This is a genomic window from Halobaculum sp. P14, assembly GCF_051195155.1.
In the GTDB taxonomy this organism is placed as follows: Archaea; Halobacteriota; Halobacteria; order Halobacteriales; family Haloferacaceae; genus JBNTKA01.
On sequence record NZ_JBNTKB010000006.1, the window covers coordinates 121,747 to 135,814 of the forward strand.

General features: G+C 71.8%; 15 protein-coding genes. 7 read left to right on the forward strand and 8 right to left on the reverse strand.

Annotation, left to right across the window (positions count from 1 at the left end; translation table 11 throughout):
- Window positions 1-45: 45 nt before the first annotated feature.
- The 3 genes from ACQUS7_RS12295 to ACQUS7_RS12305 all read right to left on the reverse strand — a co-directional run bounded on the left by ACQUS7_RS12295 (window position 46) and on the right by ACQUS7_RS12305 (window position 1,033).
- Window positions 46-414: a DUF4112 domain-containing protein gene (locus ACQUS7_RS12295; RefSeq protein ID WP_435147379.1), complete on the reverse strand. Its 369-nt coding sequence runs from the start codon at window positions 412-414 to the stop codon at window positions 46-48.
- A 1-nt stretch (window position 415) separates the two neighbouring features.
- The gene (locus ACQUS7_RS12300) at window positions 416-694 is read right to left on the reverse strand and encodes a UPF0058 family protein (protein ID WP_435125027.1); all 279 of its coding nucleotides are present in this window, start codon (window positions 692-694) and stop codon (window positions 416-418) included.
- A 123-nt stretch (window positions 695-817) separates the two neighbouring features.
- On the reverse strand, window positions 818-1,033 hold the full coding sequence (locus ACQUS7_RS12305) for a ribbon-helix-helix domain-containing protein (RefSeq protein ID WP_435125025.1): 216 nt from the start codon (window positions 1,031-1,033) through the stop codon (window positions 818-820).
- Window positions 1,034-1,216: 183 nt separating this feature from the next.
- Between ACQUS7_RS12305 and ACQUS7_RS12310 the strand changes: the two genes are divergently transcribed.
- The gene (locus ACQUS7_RS12310; RefSeq protein ID WP_435125022.1) at window positions 1,217-1,810 is read left to right on the forward strand and encodes a sulfite oxidase-like oxidoreductase; all 594 of its coding nucleotides are present in this window, start codon (window positions 1,217-1,219) and stop codon (window positions 1,808-1,810) included.
- Between the two features lie 52 nt (window positions 1,811-1,862).
- On the forward strand, window positions 1,863-3,254 hold the full coding sequence (locus ACQUS7_RS12315; protein ID WP_435147382.1) for an isochorismate synthase: 1,392 nt from the start codon (window positions 1,863-1,865) through the stop codon (window positions 3,252-3,254).
- A gap of 125 nt (window positions 3,255-3,379) precedes the next feature.
- Here ACQUS7_RS12315 and ACQUS7_RS12320 read toward each other — a convergent pair whose 3' ends face one another.
- The gene (locus ACQUS7_RS12320; RefSeq protein ID WP_435147384.1) at window positions 3,380-4,336 is read right to left on the reverse strand and encodes a transcription initiation factor IIB; all 957 of its coding nucleotides are present in this window, start codon (window positions 4,334-4,336) and stop codon (window positions 3,380-3,382) included.
- Window positions 4,337-4,643: 307 nt separating this feature from the next.
- Between ACQUS7_RS12320 and ACQUS7_RS12325 the strand changes: the two genes are divergently transcribed.
- Window positions 4,644-5,039 (forward strand): hypothetical protein, encoded by a 396-nt coding sequence (locus ACQUS7_RS12325; RefSeq protein WP_435125013.1) that lies wholly within the window; start codon window positions 4,644-4,646, stop codon window positions 5,037-5,039.
- 12 nt (window positions 5,040-5,051) lie between these two features.
- Window positions 5,052-5,681 carry an METTL5 family protein gene (locus tag ACQUS7_RS12330; RefSeq protein ID WP_435147386.1) on the forward strand — a complete coding sequence of 210 codons (630 nt, stop codon included), beginning with the start codon at window positions 5,052-5,054 and terminating at the stop codon, window positions 5,679-5,681.
- A 36-nt stretch (window positions 5,682-5,717) separates the two neighbouring features.
- Here ACQUS7_RS12330 and ACQUS7_RS12335 read toward each other — a convergent pair whose 3' ends face one another.
- Window positions 5,718-7,418, reverse strand: a complete 1,701-nt coding sequence (locus ACQUS7_RS12335) for a rhomboid family intramembrane serine protease (protein WP_435147388.1) — start codon at window positions 7,416-7,418, stop codon at window positions 5,718-5,720.
- 125 nt (window positions 7,419-7,543) lie between these two features.
- Window positions 7,544-9,238, reverse strand: a complete 1,695-nt coding sequence (locus tag ACQUS7_RS12340; RefSeq protein WP_435147390.1) for a flippase activity-associated protein Agl23 — start codon at window positions 9,236-9,238, stop codon at window positions 7,544-7,546.
- A 167-nt stretch (window positions 9,239-9,405) separates the two neighbouring features.
- On the opposite strand from ACQUS7_RS12340, the gene ACQUS7_RS12345 reads away from it, so the two are divergent.
- Together ACQUS7_RS12345 and ACQUS7_RS12350 are read left to right on the forward strand one after the other, a co-directional pair.
- A complete protein-coding gene (locus ACQUS7_RS12345) occupies window positions 9,406-9,702 on the forward strand; it encodes a hypothetical protein (RefSeq protein ID WP_435125006.1) in 297 nt (98 codons plus the stop codon).
- A gap of 92 nt (window positions 9,703-9,794) precedes the next feature.
- On the forward strand, window positions 9,795-10,229 hold the full coding sequence (locus ACQUS7_RS12350) for a universal stress protein (RefSeq protein ID WP_435125004.1): 435 nt from the start codon (window positions 9,795-9,797) through the stop codon (window positions 10,227-10,229).
- A gap of 2 nt (window positions 10,230-10,231) precedes the next feature.
- On the opposite strand, the gene ACQUS7_RS12355 is transcribed toward ACQUS7_RS12350, so the two are convergent.
- On the reverse strand, window positions 10,232-10,939 hold the full coding sequence (locus tag ACQUS7_RS12355) for a hypothetical protein (protein ID WP_435147393.1): 708 nt from the start codon (window positions 10,937-10,939) through the stop codon (window positions 10,232-10,234).
- Between the two features lie 147 nt (window positions 10,940-11,086).
- Here ACQUS7_RS12355 and ACQUS7_RS12360 point away from each other — a divergent pair, with 147 nt between their 5' ends.
- Complete coding sequence (locus ACQUS7_RS12360) at window positions 11,087-12,367, forward strand: amidohydrolase (protein WP_435147395.1); 1,281 nt, start codon at window positions 11,087-11,089, stop codon at window positions 12,365-12,367.
- A 166-nt stretch (window positions 12,368-12,533) separates the two neighbouring features.
- Here ACQUS7_RS12360 and ACQUS7_RS12365 read toward each other — a convergent pair whose 3' ends face one another.
- Window positions 12,534-13,904: a geranylgeranyl reductase family protein gene (locus ACQUS7_RS12365; RefSeq protein WP_435147397.1), complete on the reverse strand. Its 1,371-nt coding sequence runs from the start codon at window positions 13,902-13,904 to the stop codon at window positions 12,534-12,536.
- Window positions 13,905-14,068: the final 164 nt, after the last annotated feature.

Consider the following 14,068-nt stretch of genomic DNA (forward strand, 5'->3'; position numbering starts at 1 on the left):
AGGGAGAGCAAAACCGGCAGCGGGACCGTCGAGCGGCGTCGTCGGTCAGCGGCCAAGGACGTCTCGTTCGAGCAGGTCGGCGTTCCTGACGTTCGCCTTCCAGGCGGCGTCGAACAGGTCGCCGACGACCGGGACGGAGCCGACCGCGGCGTCGACGCCGACGTTGAGCAGCATCCGTGCGAGCGTCGTGCGGCGGGCGCCGAGCCGGTACGCCTCGAAGACGATGAACAGCGAGGCGGCGGCGGCGAGCAGGTCGCCGACGACCGGGACGAGCCCGGCGATTGCGTCGACGCCGACGCGGTAGTTCACGACGGGGAGCCGCACCGACTCGTCGAGCAGCGTCGCGAGCCGGTGTGCGCGGGTGACGCGGTGGACGACGTCGAGGTCTTCGGCCGGCTCCACGGTGACGGCCATCTCAGATGCGGGATTCGGCGTCGTCGGCGAGTTCGGCCATGCGCTTGCCGACGCGGCCGGCGTCGGAGAACTCGTCTTCGGACATCGCGGCGGCGAGCGCGTTCCCGAGGACGAACACGGCGTGTTTGTGTTCGCTCTTGGACTTGTGGACGTGCGAGGGGTCGACGCTGAGTCCGTGGTACGGTTCGAACAGCGCTTCGTCGACGTCCTCGCGTTCGCTGAAGTACTCCATGATCAGCACCATCTGCTCGTGCAGTTCGAGGAGCTCGTCCTTGTGCATGGTCGTGCGTAAGTAATTCCGTGATTTAAGCGTTGTTGGGGAGGGCGTACCACGGCGCACCCGCGGGGGAGGCGCCGAGACCCCGGAATCGGCGGGGACCTGACCGCACAGCCGGTCGCCGAGTCAGAAGACGTACTCGTCTTCGTGGCCCATCATGCCGTCCTCTTCGAACCCGGGCTCCGTCTCCTCCTCCTGCGGGCCGCTGGTCTTGTACGCCTTGATTCCGGTGGAGATGAGGTCCTCGATGGCCTCCTCGCGGTTGACGAACTCCCCCTGCTCGACGAGCTGTGCGATCTGCATCTCGAGGTGCTCCGGGATGGTGACTTCGACTTTCGGCATTACCGGAGGCTTCCAGGGGTTCGTATAAAAAGGCTTCGGGGGTGGTTTCGCCCGCGCACAACCATTATTCACGGTTCCTGGTATCGGGTTTCAGCCACCGGAACAGTTCTTCGCTAATCGCCTAATTTCCGGGTGGTCGCCGAAGTCGATAGCCTTTGGTGAGCGCGGCACCGACGTTCGAGCATGGTTACGGACGTCACCGACCTCCACGAGGAGTTCGGCGGGGAGCGGCTCCCGCCGGGGCAGCGCCGGACCGACCGGTTCCCGGTGCTGTCGAAGTCCGGGACGCCGAGCTGGGACCCGGAGACGTGGGAGTTCGAGGCGTGGGGCGCCGTCGACGAGCCGTTCTCGGTCGGCTACGAGGCGTTCACGGAGCTGCCGTCGACGACCCAGCGGCAGGACTTCCACTGCGTCACCGGCTGGTCGAAGTTCGACTGCGAGTTCACCGGCGTCACGTTCCCGGAGCTCGCCGCGCAGGTCGGCGTCGACGACGACGCCGAACACGTCATGTTCCACGCACTCGACGGCTACACGACGAATCTGCCGCTGGAGACGTGCATGCGCGAGGAGGTGATGTTCGTCTACGAGTACGACGGCGACCCGCTGCCGGCGGACCACGGCGGCCCGCTGCGCGTCGTCACGCCGCACAAGTACGCCTACAAGGGCGCGAAGTGGGTGACGGGCGTCGAGTTCCTCACCGACCACGAGCGCGGCTACTGGGAGAAGCGCGGCTACTCCGACTCCGCGAACCCGTGGAACGAAGAGCGGTACAGCTGAGCGGACGACCGGAACCAGAGCCGTCAAGGGAGTGCTCGGCGAACGTCGACCAATGAGTCAGTCGGAGGGCGAGCCGCGGGCGACGCGACCGGACCCCGACGCGTCGCTCCACAGCCGGAGCTGTGAGGTGTCAGACGTCTCGTACCGCGCGTTCCTCTCCGCGCAGGGGACACCGCGGGTCCACTGGGCCTCACCGGCCGGCCTCGAACTCGTCGGCGCCGGCGCCGCAGCGCGGCTCGTCTGCGACGGCCCCGACCGGTTCGACGCGCTCCGCGACGCCGCCGCGACGCTGTTCGACGACGTCGACCACGACGGCCCCGCCGCGACCCGGCCCCGCGTCCTCGGTGGCCTCGCGTTCCGCGGCGACCACCGCGCCGACGCCGACGAGCAGCAGCGCCGAGACGGCGAACGACAGCGTCGCGACGGCTGGGCGGGGTTCCCGGCGTCGTCGTTCGTGCTGCCGGCGGTGCAGTTGACGCGGAGCGACGACGCGACGTGGCTGACCGTGAACCGCTACGGCGACGACGTCGACGCCGCGGACGCCGACGCGGCGCTGACTGCGGCGCGGGAGTCGCTCGCGGACCTGCCGATGATGCGGCCGAGCGGCGGGAAGCCGGGTGTCGCGTCGACGACGTGGCGGACGTCGCGGGCGGACTGGACCGACCAGGTCGCCCGCGTCGTCGACCGCATCCGCGCCGGCGAACTCCGGAAGGTGGTGCTCGCGACGGCGCTGGACGTCGACCTGGAGACGCCGGTCGACATCCCGGACGCGCTCGAACGGCTCCGCCGGACGTACCCCGACTGCTACCGGTTCCTCGTGCAGCCGACCGGCGCCGCCGGCTTCTTCGGCGCGCCGCCGGAGCAACTGGTCGAGCGGGACGGCCGCACCGTCCGGACGGAGGCGCTCGCCGGGTCGATGCCGCGCGGCGAGACGCCGGAGGCGGACGCCGAACACGCCCGGTCGCTGCTGGACAGCGAGAAGATACAGCACGAACAGCGCGTCGTCGCCGAAACCATCTGCGAGCAGCTCTCGACGTACGGGGACGTGACGGAGGGGGAGCAGGGGCTCCGGAAGCTCTCGAACATCCAGCACCTCCGGACGCCCATCGAGGCGACGCTGCACGAGGACACGCACGTCCTGACGCTGGTGGAGGCGCTTCACCCGACGCCGGCGGTCGGCGGCCTCCCGCTCGAGGAGGCGCTCGCCACGATTCGGGCGACCGAGACGTTCGACCGCGGCTGGTACGCCGCCCCGGTCGGCTGGTTCGACGCCGACGGCGACGGCGAGTTCGCGGTCGGCATCCGCTCGGGCCTCGCGGGCGACACGTCCGCGACGCTGTTCGCCGGGAACGGCATCGTCGCCGACAGCGACCCGGCCGACGAGTGGGACGAACTCCAGCCGAAGGTCCGGCCGATTCTGGACGAACTGGAGCGCGACGACTGACCGGCGAGCGGCGCGGACGGACCGGGAGAACGGACGACACGGACGGATTCGAGCGAGCCGACGGACGCGGAGAGAAACTACGGCGCGGTTCGGTGGCGGTCGAGGTGGGCGGTTCCTGAGCCGGGTCAGCGGAAGCCCATCGCTTCGATCTGCTCTTGATACCGGTTGCGGATGGTGACTTCGGTGACCTGCGCGACGTCGGCGACTTCCCGCTGCGTCTTCTTCTCGTTGCACAGCAGCGACGCGGCGTAGATGGCGGCGGCGGCGAAGCCGGTTGGGGACTTCCCGGAGAGCAGGCCCTGTTCGGCGGAGACGTCGATGATTTCGGTCGCTTTCGCCTGCGTCTCCTCGCTGAGGCCGAGCGCGGAGGCGAACCGGGGGACGAACTGCTTCGGGTCGACCGGCTTGAGTTCGAGGCCGAGTTCCTGGGAGATGTAGCGGTACGTCCGGCCGATCTCCTTCTGTTCGACGCGGGAGACCTCGGCGACTTCGTCGAGGCTGCGCGGGATTCCCTCTTGGCGGCAGGCGGCGTACAGCGCCGCGGTGGCGACGCCCTCGATGGAGCGGCCGCGAATCAGGTCCTCCTTGAGCGCGCGTCGGTAGATGACGGAGGCGACCTCCCGGACCGACCGCGGGACGCCGAGCGCGGACGCCATCCGGTCGATTTCCGAGAGCGCGAACTGGAGGTTCCGCTCGCCGGCGTCCTTCGTCCGGATGCGCTCTTGCCACTTCCGCAGCCGGTGCATCTGGCTGCGCTTCTCCGAGGAGAGCGACCGGCCGTAGGCGTCTTTGTCCTTCCAGTCGATGGTGGTCGTCAGCCCCTTGTCGTGCATCGTCTCCGTGACCGGGGCGCCGACGCGGGACTTCGACTGGCGCTCGGAGTGGTTGAACGCGCGCCACTCCGGGCCGCGGTCGATCTGTCGCTCGTCCAGAACCAGCCCGCAGTCGTCACACACTAACTCCCCCTGGTCCGCGTCCATGACGACCTCGTCCGACCCACACTCCGGACACGTCACCTGCTCGTCCGACTGTTTCTCCGACTCGCCTGCCTCCCGCTGTCGCTGTCGGCTCGGACCTTCCATTAATAAGTTTTGTGACCCCGATTGTATGTAAACCTTGGGGTCGTTCGGGTCGTCGAATCCGTCGGACTCCTCCGCCGCATCACGGATTTTCCGGCGATACCCGGGTCCGGTCGAACCGACAGCCATGTCCCCCGTCTCCGGCGGCAATCGGTCGCCGCGACGGCTCGTTCTGCCCGCCGCTCCGCTCGGCTCGCCGGCCGCGACCGGCCCGCTACTCCCGAACAACTCACCGCCCCACCGCGACGGGGAATTACTATGGCGCATTTACCAACTCTTTTGTATTACCACACTATATTCGGAGGTAACCATGAGTACGAGCGCGACGACGAGCGTGGAGCGGGCCGTGGCGGCGAGCGAGCCGGCCGACGTGGAGGCCGTGACGCTGGACGCCGCGGCGCTGGAGTCGACGGCGCCCGAACACCTCCGCGACCTGAAAGCCGACCTCGCCGCGGAGGGCTACCACCCGGCCGGGCTGCGGGTGACCGCGTGTTTCGAGGAGGACTGCTCGCTGGACACCCAGCAGGAGGCCGACCGGCTCCGCGGACTGGTCCGGGCCGCGTCGTTCCTCGGCGCCGGCGAGGTGACGGTCGTCGCGGACGAGGTCGCCAACCCAGCGAAGGCCGAGCCGGCGCTGGCCGCCCTCGCCGAGCGAGCCGAACGGGAAGGCGTCAGCCTCACGGTGCAGGGACCCGTCGACCCCTGACGTGACAGCGCCGTGAGCCGACAGGCACTCGAAGGAAAGCTCGCCGTCGTCGCCGGGTTCGAGGATCCGACGGCGGAGCTCGAACAGTACCCGACGCCGGCCGACGTTGCGGCGCACGTCGTCCACCTCGCGGACCTCCGCGGCGACGTCGCCGACCGGACCGTCGTCGACCTCGGTGCCGGCACCGGGATGTTCGCGCTCGGCGCGGCGCTGCGGGGCGCCGGCCGCGTCGTCGGCGTCGAACTCGACCGCGGCGCGCTCGACGTCGCCGCGCAGAACGAGCGGCGCGTCGGGGCGCGCACCCCGATTCACTGGGTGAACGGCGACGCGACCCGGCCGCCGCTCGCCCGCGACCGCTTCGACGGCCCCGTCACGGTGCTCATGAATCCGCCGTTCGGCGCGCAGTCCGGGAACGAACACGCCGACCGGGCGTTCCTCGCGACGGCCGCCGAACTCGCCGACGTCTCCTACTCCGTCCACAACGCCGGCAGCCAGTCGTTCGTCGAGTCGTTCGTCGACGACGAGGGCGGCGACGTCACCGACGCATTCCGCGCGACGCTCACCCTCGACAGGCAGTTCGACCACCAGACGAGCGAGCGACGCGACATCGACGCCGACGTGTTCAGAATCGAGTGGCAGTGACGCGGCCACGGGCGCTGAGACGGACGCCGGCGCCGCTCAGTTCCCGCGGTACGTCTCCCGGTTCGCGACTCTGACCCGGGTCTCGTTGTCGGCGGTGACCGCGAAGACGGCGCGGCCGTCGCGGACGAACCGGAGGCCGCCCGCCGTCACCGTCTCGTTCTGCTCGGGAATCGGCGCGACCGCGGTGTCGACGCCGTCGGCGCCGCCGGCGACGACGAGGCTGAACCCGGAGCGGTTCGCGGCGACCGTCACCGTCCGGCCGCCGATTCTGGGCTCCGCGGTCGCGTTCGGCGACACGTACGCGACGCGGCCGACGGAGCCGTGGCGGACCCGGACCCGGTAGACGGTCGCGTTGCCGACGGGCGTCCAGCCGCGCCGCGTCGCCGTCACGGTCTCGCGCCAGCCGAGGCCGCCGACGACCACGGTCGCCTCCCCGGCGAACGCGAGTCTCCCCTTCGTGACGGCGGTGGTCCAGACGGCGCGGTCGGGGTTGCGGACGATGACGCCGGAGGTGTTGACGGTGGTCGTCTCGCCGAACGCGCTGACGTCGACGACCGACACCATGCCGTCCTCGACGTTCTCGGCGTACGTCACCTGGTAGCCGCGGACCTCGACCGGGTCGCCGGGGAGCGGCTCGTCGTCGACGGCGTAGAGGTTCACCGGAATCGCCGGGCCGGCGAGCGCCGCCGTCGACACCAGCATGAGCGCGACGGCGACGCGGCGCGGCGTCGGCGACGCGGCCGCGGCGCGGAGCGTCTCGACCGGGTCGGCGTCCCGGCCGGCGGCGAACGCCGCGACAAGCACCGCGAGCCCCACGACGAGCGTCAGGCCGACCGCGCGGTACAGCACGTACGTCTCGCCGCCGCGGAACCAGTAGACCGCCCACAGCGACTGGGAGACGGCGAAGACGACGGTGCCGACCAGGAGCCGGCGCGGCCGCGGGAGGTCGTCGCCGCGGCGGGCCGCGAGCCAGCCGGCGAGCAGCACGCCGGTCAGCAGGCCGAGCGCGTGCCCCTGTATCGCGATGTTCGACCACCACGGCGTGATGTACGCCGCGCGGCCCGACGCGACCGTCACCGGGTTCTGCAGCGCGGAGTACGCGACGTCGACGACGTTGGACGCCGACAGCGCGACGACCGCCGTGAACGGCCGGTAGAGCAGCCCGGCGCCGGCGAACGCGAACACGACGGCGGAGAAGCCGATGACCGGGCCGACGGCGAACGCCGCGGTGAGCACCGCGACGGCGAGCGCGGCCGCCGGGAACAGCACGAACGCCCGGACGTACGGATTCGTTCGGAGGCTGCCGAACGCCTCGGCGCCGCGCCGGTCCGGGAAGTGCCCCCAGACGTACTCGGCGAGCGGCGCGAACACGAGCGTCGCGAACACGTTCCCGAGCAGGTGGCCGGGGCCGGCGTGGGTGACTCCGGCGGTGAGGATGCCGAGGGGCGCGAAGTACGACCACGCCCGGAACGGGATGACGACCGGGTTGTACCAGTGCGCCAGTCCGCCCTGCACGAACAGGTACACCGCGACGACGACGGCGACCGTCGTCAGCGACCCCCACGGGACGCCGAGCAGGAACCGTCGTCGCGGCGCGGCGCGGGCGGCGGCCGGCCCGCGGGCGGCGCGGTCGCGATCGCGGTGCCGGCGGCTGCTGCGGTCGAGCCAGACGCCGACGGCCGTGGCGACCAGCGCGGCCAGCACCAGCGCGGCCCGCATCGCGAGTTCGACGTTCACGGACGGCGCTCCGGCCTCGCGGTACTTCACCGTCCCGGTGACGGCACCGAACGGCCGGCCGAAACGGCCGGCGGCGATGCTGTCGGCGGCCGACCGAGAACGGCCCGTCGGCGACGGCGACCCGGCTACTGCGGCGCGACGAACACGACGACTTTGCGGTCCCAGAGGCCGAGGTGGAGGTCGAACTGCCGGTACTCGGGGAGCGCCTCGTGGACCGCGACGCGGCGCTCCGGGGTCGTGACGACGACCGGCGGCGCGTCCCCGGGGATGAACGTCACGGACGGGACGCTGGTGACGTCGGCGTCGGCGCGCTCGAAGTACCACTGCAGCGGGAGCCGCGCGCCCCACGCCTTCTGGTCGCGGGTCGGAATCGGCGGCTGCGCGTACTCCCGCTCGGTGTCGAATCGGTCGCCGACGTACGCGACGTCCGCGCCGTCGACGTTCGCCGCGATGACCGGCTCGGCGGCGTCGAGCATCGGGTCGAGGTCGTCGCTCGGCTGTGCGAACTGCGCGAACGGCGAGCCGGGCTGTGCGGGCGCGTACGCGCCGGCGACCGCGGTGCCGACGCCGGCGCCGACGGCCGAGACGACGAGTAGCGCCGCGACGACCCGCGCCGGGTTCACGGACGTGTCGGCGCCGGTGAGGCCGCGGGCGACGTAGCCGCGGACGCCGCGGGCGAGCCGTGCGACGCCGACGGCGGCGGGGAGCGCGAGCCACGGCAGCACGTGGACGGCGGTCCACGGCTCCGCGCGCATCGACGACAGCGGGAAGACGAGCAGGCCGACGCCGGCCGCGTAGCCGCCGAACGCGACGACGCTCCGGGTGTCTCGCCGGTACCGTTCGAGCGCGAAGCCGACGAGCGCCGCGACGAGCATCGGCCACGCCGTGTGGACGAGCGTCGACGCGTAGCCCGCGACCACCGGGATGAACGCCGGGCCGGCCGGCGCGCCGGGGTCGAGCCGGAACGCGACGTGGACCTGCGCGAACTTCTTCGGCGACGCGACGAGCGCGCGGACCACCGCGGTCGGAATCGTCGCGGGGCGGTTCAGTCCGACGCCGCCGGCGGCGGCCCGCGGCGCGAAGAACACGACGACGACCGCGAGGAACACGAACAGCGACCGGGCGAGCGGCGTGACGCGGTCGACCAGCCAGCCGCCGGCCGCGCCGACGGTGCTGAGCGCCTCCCGCGGCGCGCCGCGGACGCGCGCCTCGTCGACGACGAGCAGCGCCGCGGCGAGCCAGACGAACGGGTAGGCGACGGCGAAGCCGGACGCCGACAGCGCGAGCGCGAACGACGCGGCGGCGAGGTACAGCGCCGGCCGACTCCCGGTGTCGCGGAACCGGACGACGCCGCCGACGGCGACGAGGCCGAACGCCGCCGCCGGGACGTCGCCGCGGAGGAACCGCGAGTAGTACACCAGCAGCGGGTCGGCTGCGAGCACCCCGGCGAGCGCGACGGTCTCGTCGTCGCGGAGCGTCCCGCGGAACAGCAGCGCGGCAAGCGGCAGCAGGCCGCCGACGACCGCGACCGGGACGCGGGCGGCCGCGTCGGTCGGCGGCGCCACCGACAGCCACCACCGGCCGACGACGTACAGGAACGGACCGCCGGCGACGGGGCGGTACTCCCACGCCCCGGTTTCGAGGAACCGCAGCGTCCAGTAGCCGACGCGGCCCTCCCCCCAGTGGAACGGCCGCGCGCCGAGGAACAGCAGCCGCGCAGCCAGCGCCGCCAGCGCGATGACCGCGACGGCGACGACGACGCGGTCAACGCGGCCCAAGCGGCCGGTCGAGCCCGCGTCCGCCTCGTCGCCGCGTGACATACCGGGCCGTGTCGCCGCCGCGGTAGTATGTCTTCGGGTTCGCGCCGAGCGCGTGGCGGTTCCGGGCGCGACGAGCGTCGCCGCGGGCCGCCGGGCGCCGCCACGGGCCGCCACGCCCGGCCCGGCGAGTCGACACGCTCTTTCGCGCCGACCGCCTTCGGTCGGCCATGTCACTTGTCGCGTCGCTTCCGGGGCGAGCGCTCTCGGACGCGGAGGTCGCGTCGCTGAACCGGGCGGACAGCGTCGAACTCGCGGTCGCCGTCGACGACGACGGCGACACCGACGGCCTGCTGCTCGCGACCGACTCGTGGGTGAAGGGGCTGCGGTTCATGGGCGGCGCGTGGGAGGTCGTCGAGACCGTCGGCATCGACGACGTCGAAGAGCGGTACGACGCGCTCCGCACCTGCGAGGACGCCGTCCGCGAAGCCCACGCCGCCGCGGAGGCGGAGCGAACCGACGCGTAGGGGCGCGTCGCGGGGGAGGGACCGATCGGCCTATCGCGAACCGGGAGACGGCCACCGGTTTTATTCCGCTCTCACGGAAACGTCGGGTCGAGATGTACGACGAGATTCTCGTGCCGACCGACGGGAGCCCCGCCGCCAACGCCGCCGTGAAGCACGCCGTGACGGTCGCCGAGCGGTTCGACGCGACGCTGCACGCGCTGTACGTCGTCGACGCCACCGCCTACTCGACGCTCGAAGCCGGCAGCCAGGTCGTCGTCGAGGCGCTCGAAGAGGAGGGCGAAGACGCCGTCCAGCAGGTGGCCGAGGCCGCCCGCGACGCCGACGTCGAGGTCGTCGAAACAGTGACGTCCGGCACCGCCTACCGCTCCATCCTCGACTACGCCGACGACCACGACGTCGACCTCATCGTCATGGGAACCCACGGCCGGCAGGGGCTCGACCGCTACCTGCTCGGCTCCGTCACCGAGCGCGTCGTCCGCACCGCGAACCAGCCGGTGTTGACGGTCCGGATGAAAGACGAGGAGTAGCGCTACCGCGACGCGTCGGTCGACGCCGCGATCTCGACGTCGTCGACGTAGTGGGCGGCGTCGGCCTCCCAGATGACGGAGACGCCGACGGCGAAGTGCAGCGTCTCCGGCACCGTCTCGGGCCGCCAGTCGAAGCCGTACTCGCGCCACCCGTCAGCGAGGTGCAGCGGTTCGTGGGGCCCGCCGGCCGGGGCGCCCGGCGTCGACGACGTGTTCTCGCCGGGCGACGGGAAACTGCTCTCGTCGGTCGGTTGCTCCGGGCCGAGCAGGACGACGAGGTCGCGGAGGGCGTTGAAGCTCTCGGAGGCGCTCCACGCCTGCAACGACACCGAGAACGACGACGCGTCCGCGGGCGGCGTCAGCGTCGTCGTCGCCCACGCGGTGCCGTCGTCGTGGTCGCCCTCCGTGAACAGTTCGAGGCTCCACTCGCCGGTCGCCGCCTGCGACCGGGAGCGCTGAATCCGCCAGTCGAACGCCGACAGCGGCTCCTCCGGCCCAATGCTCGCCGCCGTCTCCCAGTCCACGTCGGACTCGAACCCTTCGGCCAGCAGCGCGTCGGCCGGCGCGGACACGCAGCCCGCGAGCCCGGCGGTCCCGACGACCGCGCCGCCCAGCGCCGCGCCACGCCGCAGGGCGTCCCGGCGCGTCACGCCTCGGTTCGCGGCCGGCTCCGGCGTCTGCTCCGAGCCACCGGTCGAATCTCGTTTCACGGCCGAAGTTCGGCGGGGACCGCGGTAAGCGTTCGCCCGAGCCGCGGCGGTTCACGGGCGGCGGACGGCCCGCGGAGACGCGCGCCGGTAGTCGGTCCGGTTCGCCGCGAGGACTCCCTTTATCCGGTGTGGCGACGAACGCCGGCTATGAGCCTCGCAGTGCAACACGACGACCTCGTGCAGCTCCGCCGCGACCTCCACCGACACCCGGAGCCGGCGTGGTGTGAGTTCTACACGACCGCGCGCCTCGTCGACGAACTGGAGACCCGCGACCTCGACGAACTCCACTACGGCCCCGACATCCTCGGCTCCGAGCGGATGAACGTCCCGGACGACGACGAGCTCGCCGAGTGGTTCGAGCGCGCCCGCGACGAGGGCGCCCGCGAGGACGTGCTCGCCGAAATCGAGGGCGGCTACACCGGCGCCGTCGCGGTGGTTCGCCGCGGCGACGGCCCGGTGGTCGGCGTCCGCGTCGACATCGACGCGCTCCCCATCACGGAGGCCGACGAGGAGACGCACGCCCCGGTCGACGCGTCGTTCCGGTCGGAGCACGACGGCTGGATGCACGCCTGCGGCCACGACGCGCACGCGACGTTCGGCGTCGGCGTCGTCGACGAGATTCTCGCGTCCGACTTCGAGGGGACGCTGAAGGTGTTCTTCCAGCCGGGCGAAGAGCAAATCGTCGGCGGCAAGCCGATGGCCGACTCCGAACTCATCGACGACGTCGACTACCTGTTCGCGGCGCACGTCGGCCTCGACCACCCGACCGGCGAGGTCGTCGCCGGCGTCGACGGCTTCCTCGCCGTCTCGCACTTCCTCGCCGAGTTCGAAGGCGAGCCGAGCCACGCCGGCGGCCACCCCGAGCAGGGGAAGAACACGGTGCAGGCGATGGCAGCGGCCATCCAGAACCTCTACGGGATTCCGCGGCACGCCGACGGCGCGACCCGCGTGAACGCCGGCCTCGTCGGCGGCGGCACCGCCACCAACATCATCCCCGAGGAGTCGTTCGTCGAGGGCGAGGTCCGCGGCGAAACCACGGAGCTGATGGAGTACATGGACGAGAAAGCCGAAACCGTCCTCCAGTCGGCGGCCGACATGCACGAAGTCGACGTGACGACCGAACGGCTCGGCCGCGCCCCGTCTGCGACCTCCGACCAGGAACTCGTGGACATCGTCGCCGACGCGGCCGCCGACGTCGACGGCGTCGACTCCGTCCTCGACCGCGACACGCTCGGCGGCAGCGAAGACGCCACCTACCTCATGCAGGAGGTGCAGAACAACGGCGGCTACGCCACCTACGTCGGCGTCGGCACCGACCACCCCGGCGGCCACCACACCTCGACGTTCGACGTCGACGAGGAGTCGCTCGACATCGGCGTCGGCCTCCTCTCGAACGCCGTGCTCGCCGCCGCCGAACAGCGGCCGTAACGCCGTCGACGCCGAACAGCAGCCGTAGCCGTCGACGCCGCAACACACCCGGTTTCTCTCCGTTTTCGTCGCGACGACGGAGCAGCGTCCAGCCGAGGCTGCAGACGCAGCCGTCGAGACGGAGGGAAACTGTGAGAAGTCGTCGTCGCCGCCGGTCGCCGCGTGGTCAGTACTTGGGGTCGGCGCCGGTGACGTCGTAGACGCGGTCGAGCAGGTCGTCGCGGCGGTCCTGCCACGCGCCGAGCGCGGACGGCCGGCTCGGGTAGCGCTGGTAGTGGCTCAGCAGGTCGTCGGCCGCGCGCTTCGCCTTGTAGAAGTCCCAGATCTGGCTCCAGTAGCCGTAGCTGTCGCGGGCGACGCGGGCGGCGAGCCGCGGCCCCATCGACGTCGTCCCGGAGTAGAGCGCCTCCGCGAGCTTCTCGCCGGGGAGCGACGCGAGCAGCCCCATCAGGTCGTCGACGTCGACCGCGGTGGCGAGGATGTTGTAGACGTCGAGGGCGGCGTAGCGCGCGCCGAAGTGGTCCATGACGCGCTCGTTGTACCGCCACAGCATCTCCTCGGACGCGTCGCCGGCGTCGATTGCCTTGGCGGCCTGCTCGGCTGCGTACTTCCCGGCGTAGGCGGCGCCGGCGATACCGCCGCCGGTCGTCGGATTGACGTGGCCGGCCGCGTCGCCGACCGCCATGAACCCCGGCGCGACCGCCGAGTCGTACGGGCGGCGCGTCGGCAGCGCCGCGCCGAGTTTGTCCTTCACGGTGGCGCCCTCGAACTCGGGGCGGTCCCGGAGGTCCTGTTTGAGGTCCTCGACGAGCTTCATCGGCTCTTCGGTCATCTGGAAGCCGAGCCCGGCGTTGATTTCGGTGTCGGTGCGCGGGAAGTACCAGACGTAGCCGGCGGCGGTCCGCGTCGGCTTGAACACGAGCGCGTCGGTCCACTCGACCGGCTCCGGCACCTCGACGACCTCGCGGTACGCAGAGCAGAACTGCGAGTACGAGACGTTCGTGTCGAACGTCGCGGCGTCGAGGTCGGCGTTGTCCTGCAGGATCGAGAGCGCGCCCGCGGCGTCGATGGTGACGTCGGCGTCGTACTCGACGACCTCGCCGTCACGTTTCCCGCGGATGCCGGTGACGCGGCCGTCGTCCGTCTGCGTGACGTCCTGGACGACGGTGTCGTAGTGGAAGTCGACGCCGCGGCGCTCGGCGCCGTCGATGATGCGGCGGCCGTACTCCCACCGGTCGATGACGGCGAGTTCGCCGGGCACCGGGATTTCGAGGACGGTGTCCTCGCTCGGAATCTCGAAGCGGCCGTGCGTGACCCCGGTGTTCGTGAACGCCGGCTCGATCTCCGACTTCGGGATGGCCTCCGGGAACGCGTCCGCGCCCTTCAGCGCGTCGCCGCAGGCGATGTGCCCGGCTTCCTCCGCGGATTTCCGCTCGACGACGACGACGTCGAGCCCCGCGTTCGCGGCGGTCGCCGCCGCGTAGCAGCCGGCGGTGCCCGCGCCCACCACCGCGATGTCGGGTTCGTGCGTAGTCATTACCCGGTTCTCACTCGCCGCGCGGCAAAAAACTCGTTATTCGACCCGGCAGTTCCGTCGGCGCCGAGCCGACGGATTCCGCGGCAGAGAGTCGAGGCGGCGCGGAGCGACACAGCGCCGGCGACGCGGCGTGATTCGGAGGGACGCGGGGCGGCGAAGAGCCG

Bases quoted from the DNA above. Each gene is read 5' to 3' on its own strand.
- ACQUS7_RS12295 (WP_435147379.1), bottom strand. From the start codon at position 414: ATGGCCGTCACCGTGGAGCCGGCCGAAGACCTCGACGTCGTCCACCGC.
- ACQUS7_RS12300 (WP_435125027.1), bottom strand. From the start codon at position 694: ATGCACAAGGACGAGCTCCTCGAACTGCACGAGCAGATGGTGCTGATC.
- ACQUS7_RS12305 (WP_435125025.1), bottom strand. From the start codon at position 1,033: ATGCCGAAAGTCGAAGTCACCATCCCGGAGCACCTCGAGATGCAGATC.
- ACQUS7_RS12310 (WP_435125022.1), top strand. From the start codon at position 1,217: ATGGTTACGGACGTCACCGACCTCCACGAGGAGTTCGGCGGGGAGCGG.
- ACQUS7_RS12315 (WP_435147382.1), top strand. From the start codon at position 1,863: ATGAGTCAGTCGGAGGGCGAGCCGCGGGCGACGCGACCGGACCCCGAC.
- ACQUS7_RS12320 (WP_435147384.1), bottom strand. From the start codon at position 4,336: ATGGAAGGTCCGAGCCGACAGCGACAGCGGGAGGCAGGCGAGTCGGAG.
- ACQUS7_RS12325 (WP_435125013.1), top strand. From the start codon at position 4,644: ATGAGTACGAGCGCGACGACGAGCGTGGAGCGGGCCGTGGCGGCGAGC.
- ACQUS7_RS12340 (WP_435147390.1), bottom strand. From the start codon at position 9,238: ATGTCACGCGGCGACGAGGCGGACGCGGGCTCGACCGGCCGCTTGGGC.
- ACQUS7_RS12345 (WP_435125006.1), top strand. From the start codon at position 9,406: ATGTCACTTGTCGCGTCGCTTCCGGGGCGAGCGCTCTCGGACGCGGAG.
- ACQUS7_RS12350 (WP_435125004.1), top strand. From the start codon at position 9,795: ATGTACGACGAGATTCTCGTGCCGACCGACGGGAGCCCCGCCGCCAAC.
- ACQUS7_RS12360 (WP_435147395.1), top strand. From the start codon at position 11,087: ATGAGCCTCGCAGTGCAACACGACGACCTCGTGCAGCTCCGCCGCGAC.
- ACQUS7_RS12365 (WP_435147397.1), bottom strand. From the start codon at position 13,904: ATGACTACGCACGAACCCGACATCGCGGTGGTGGGCGCGGGCACCGCC.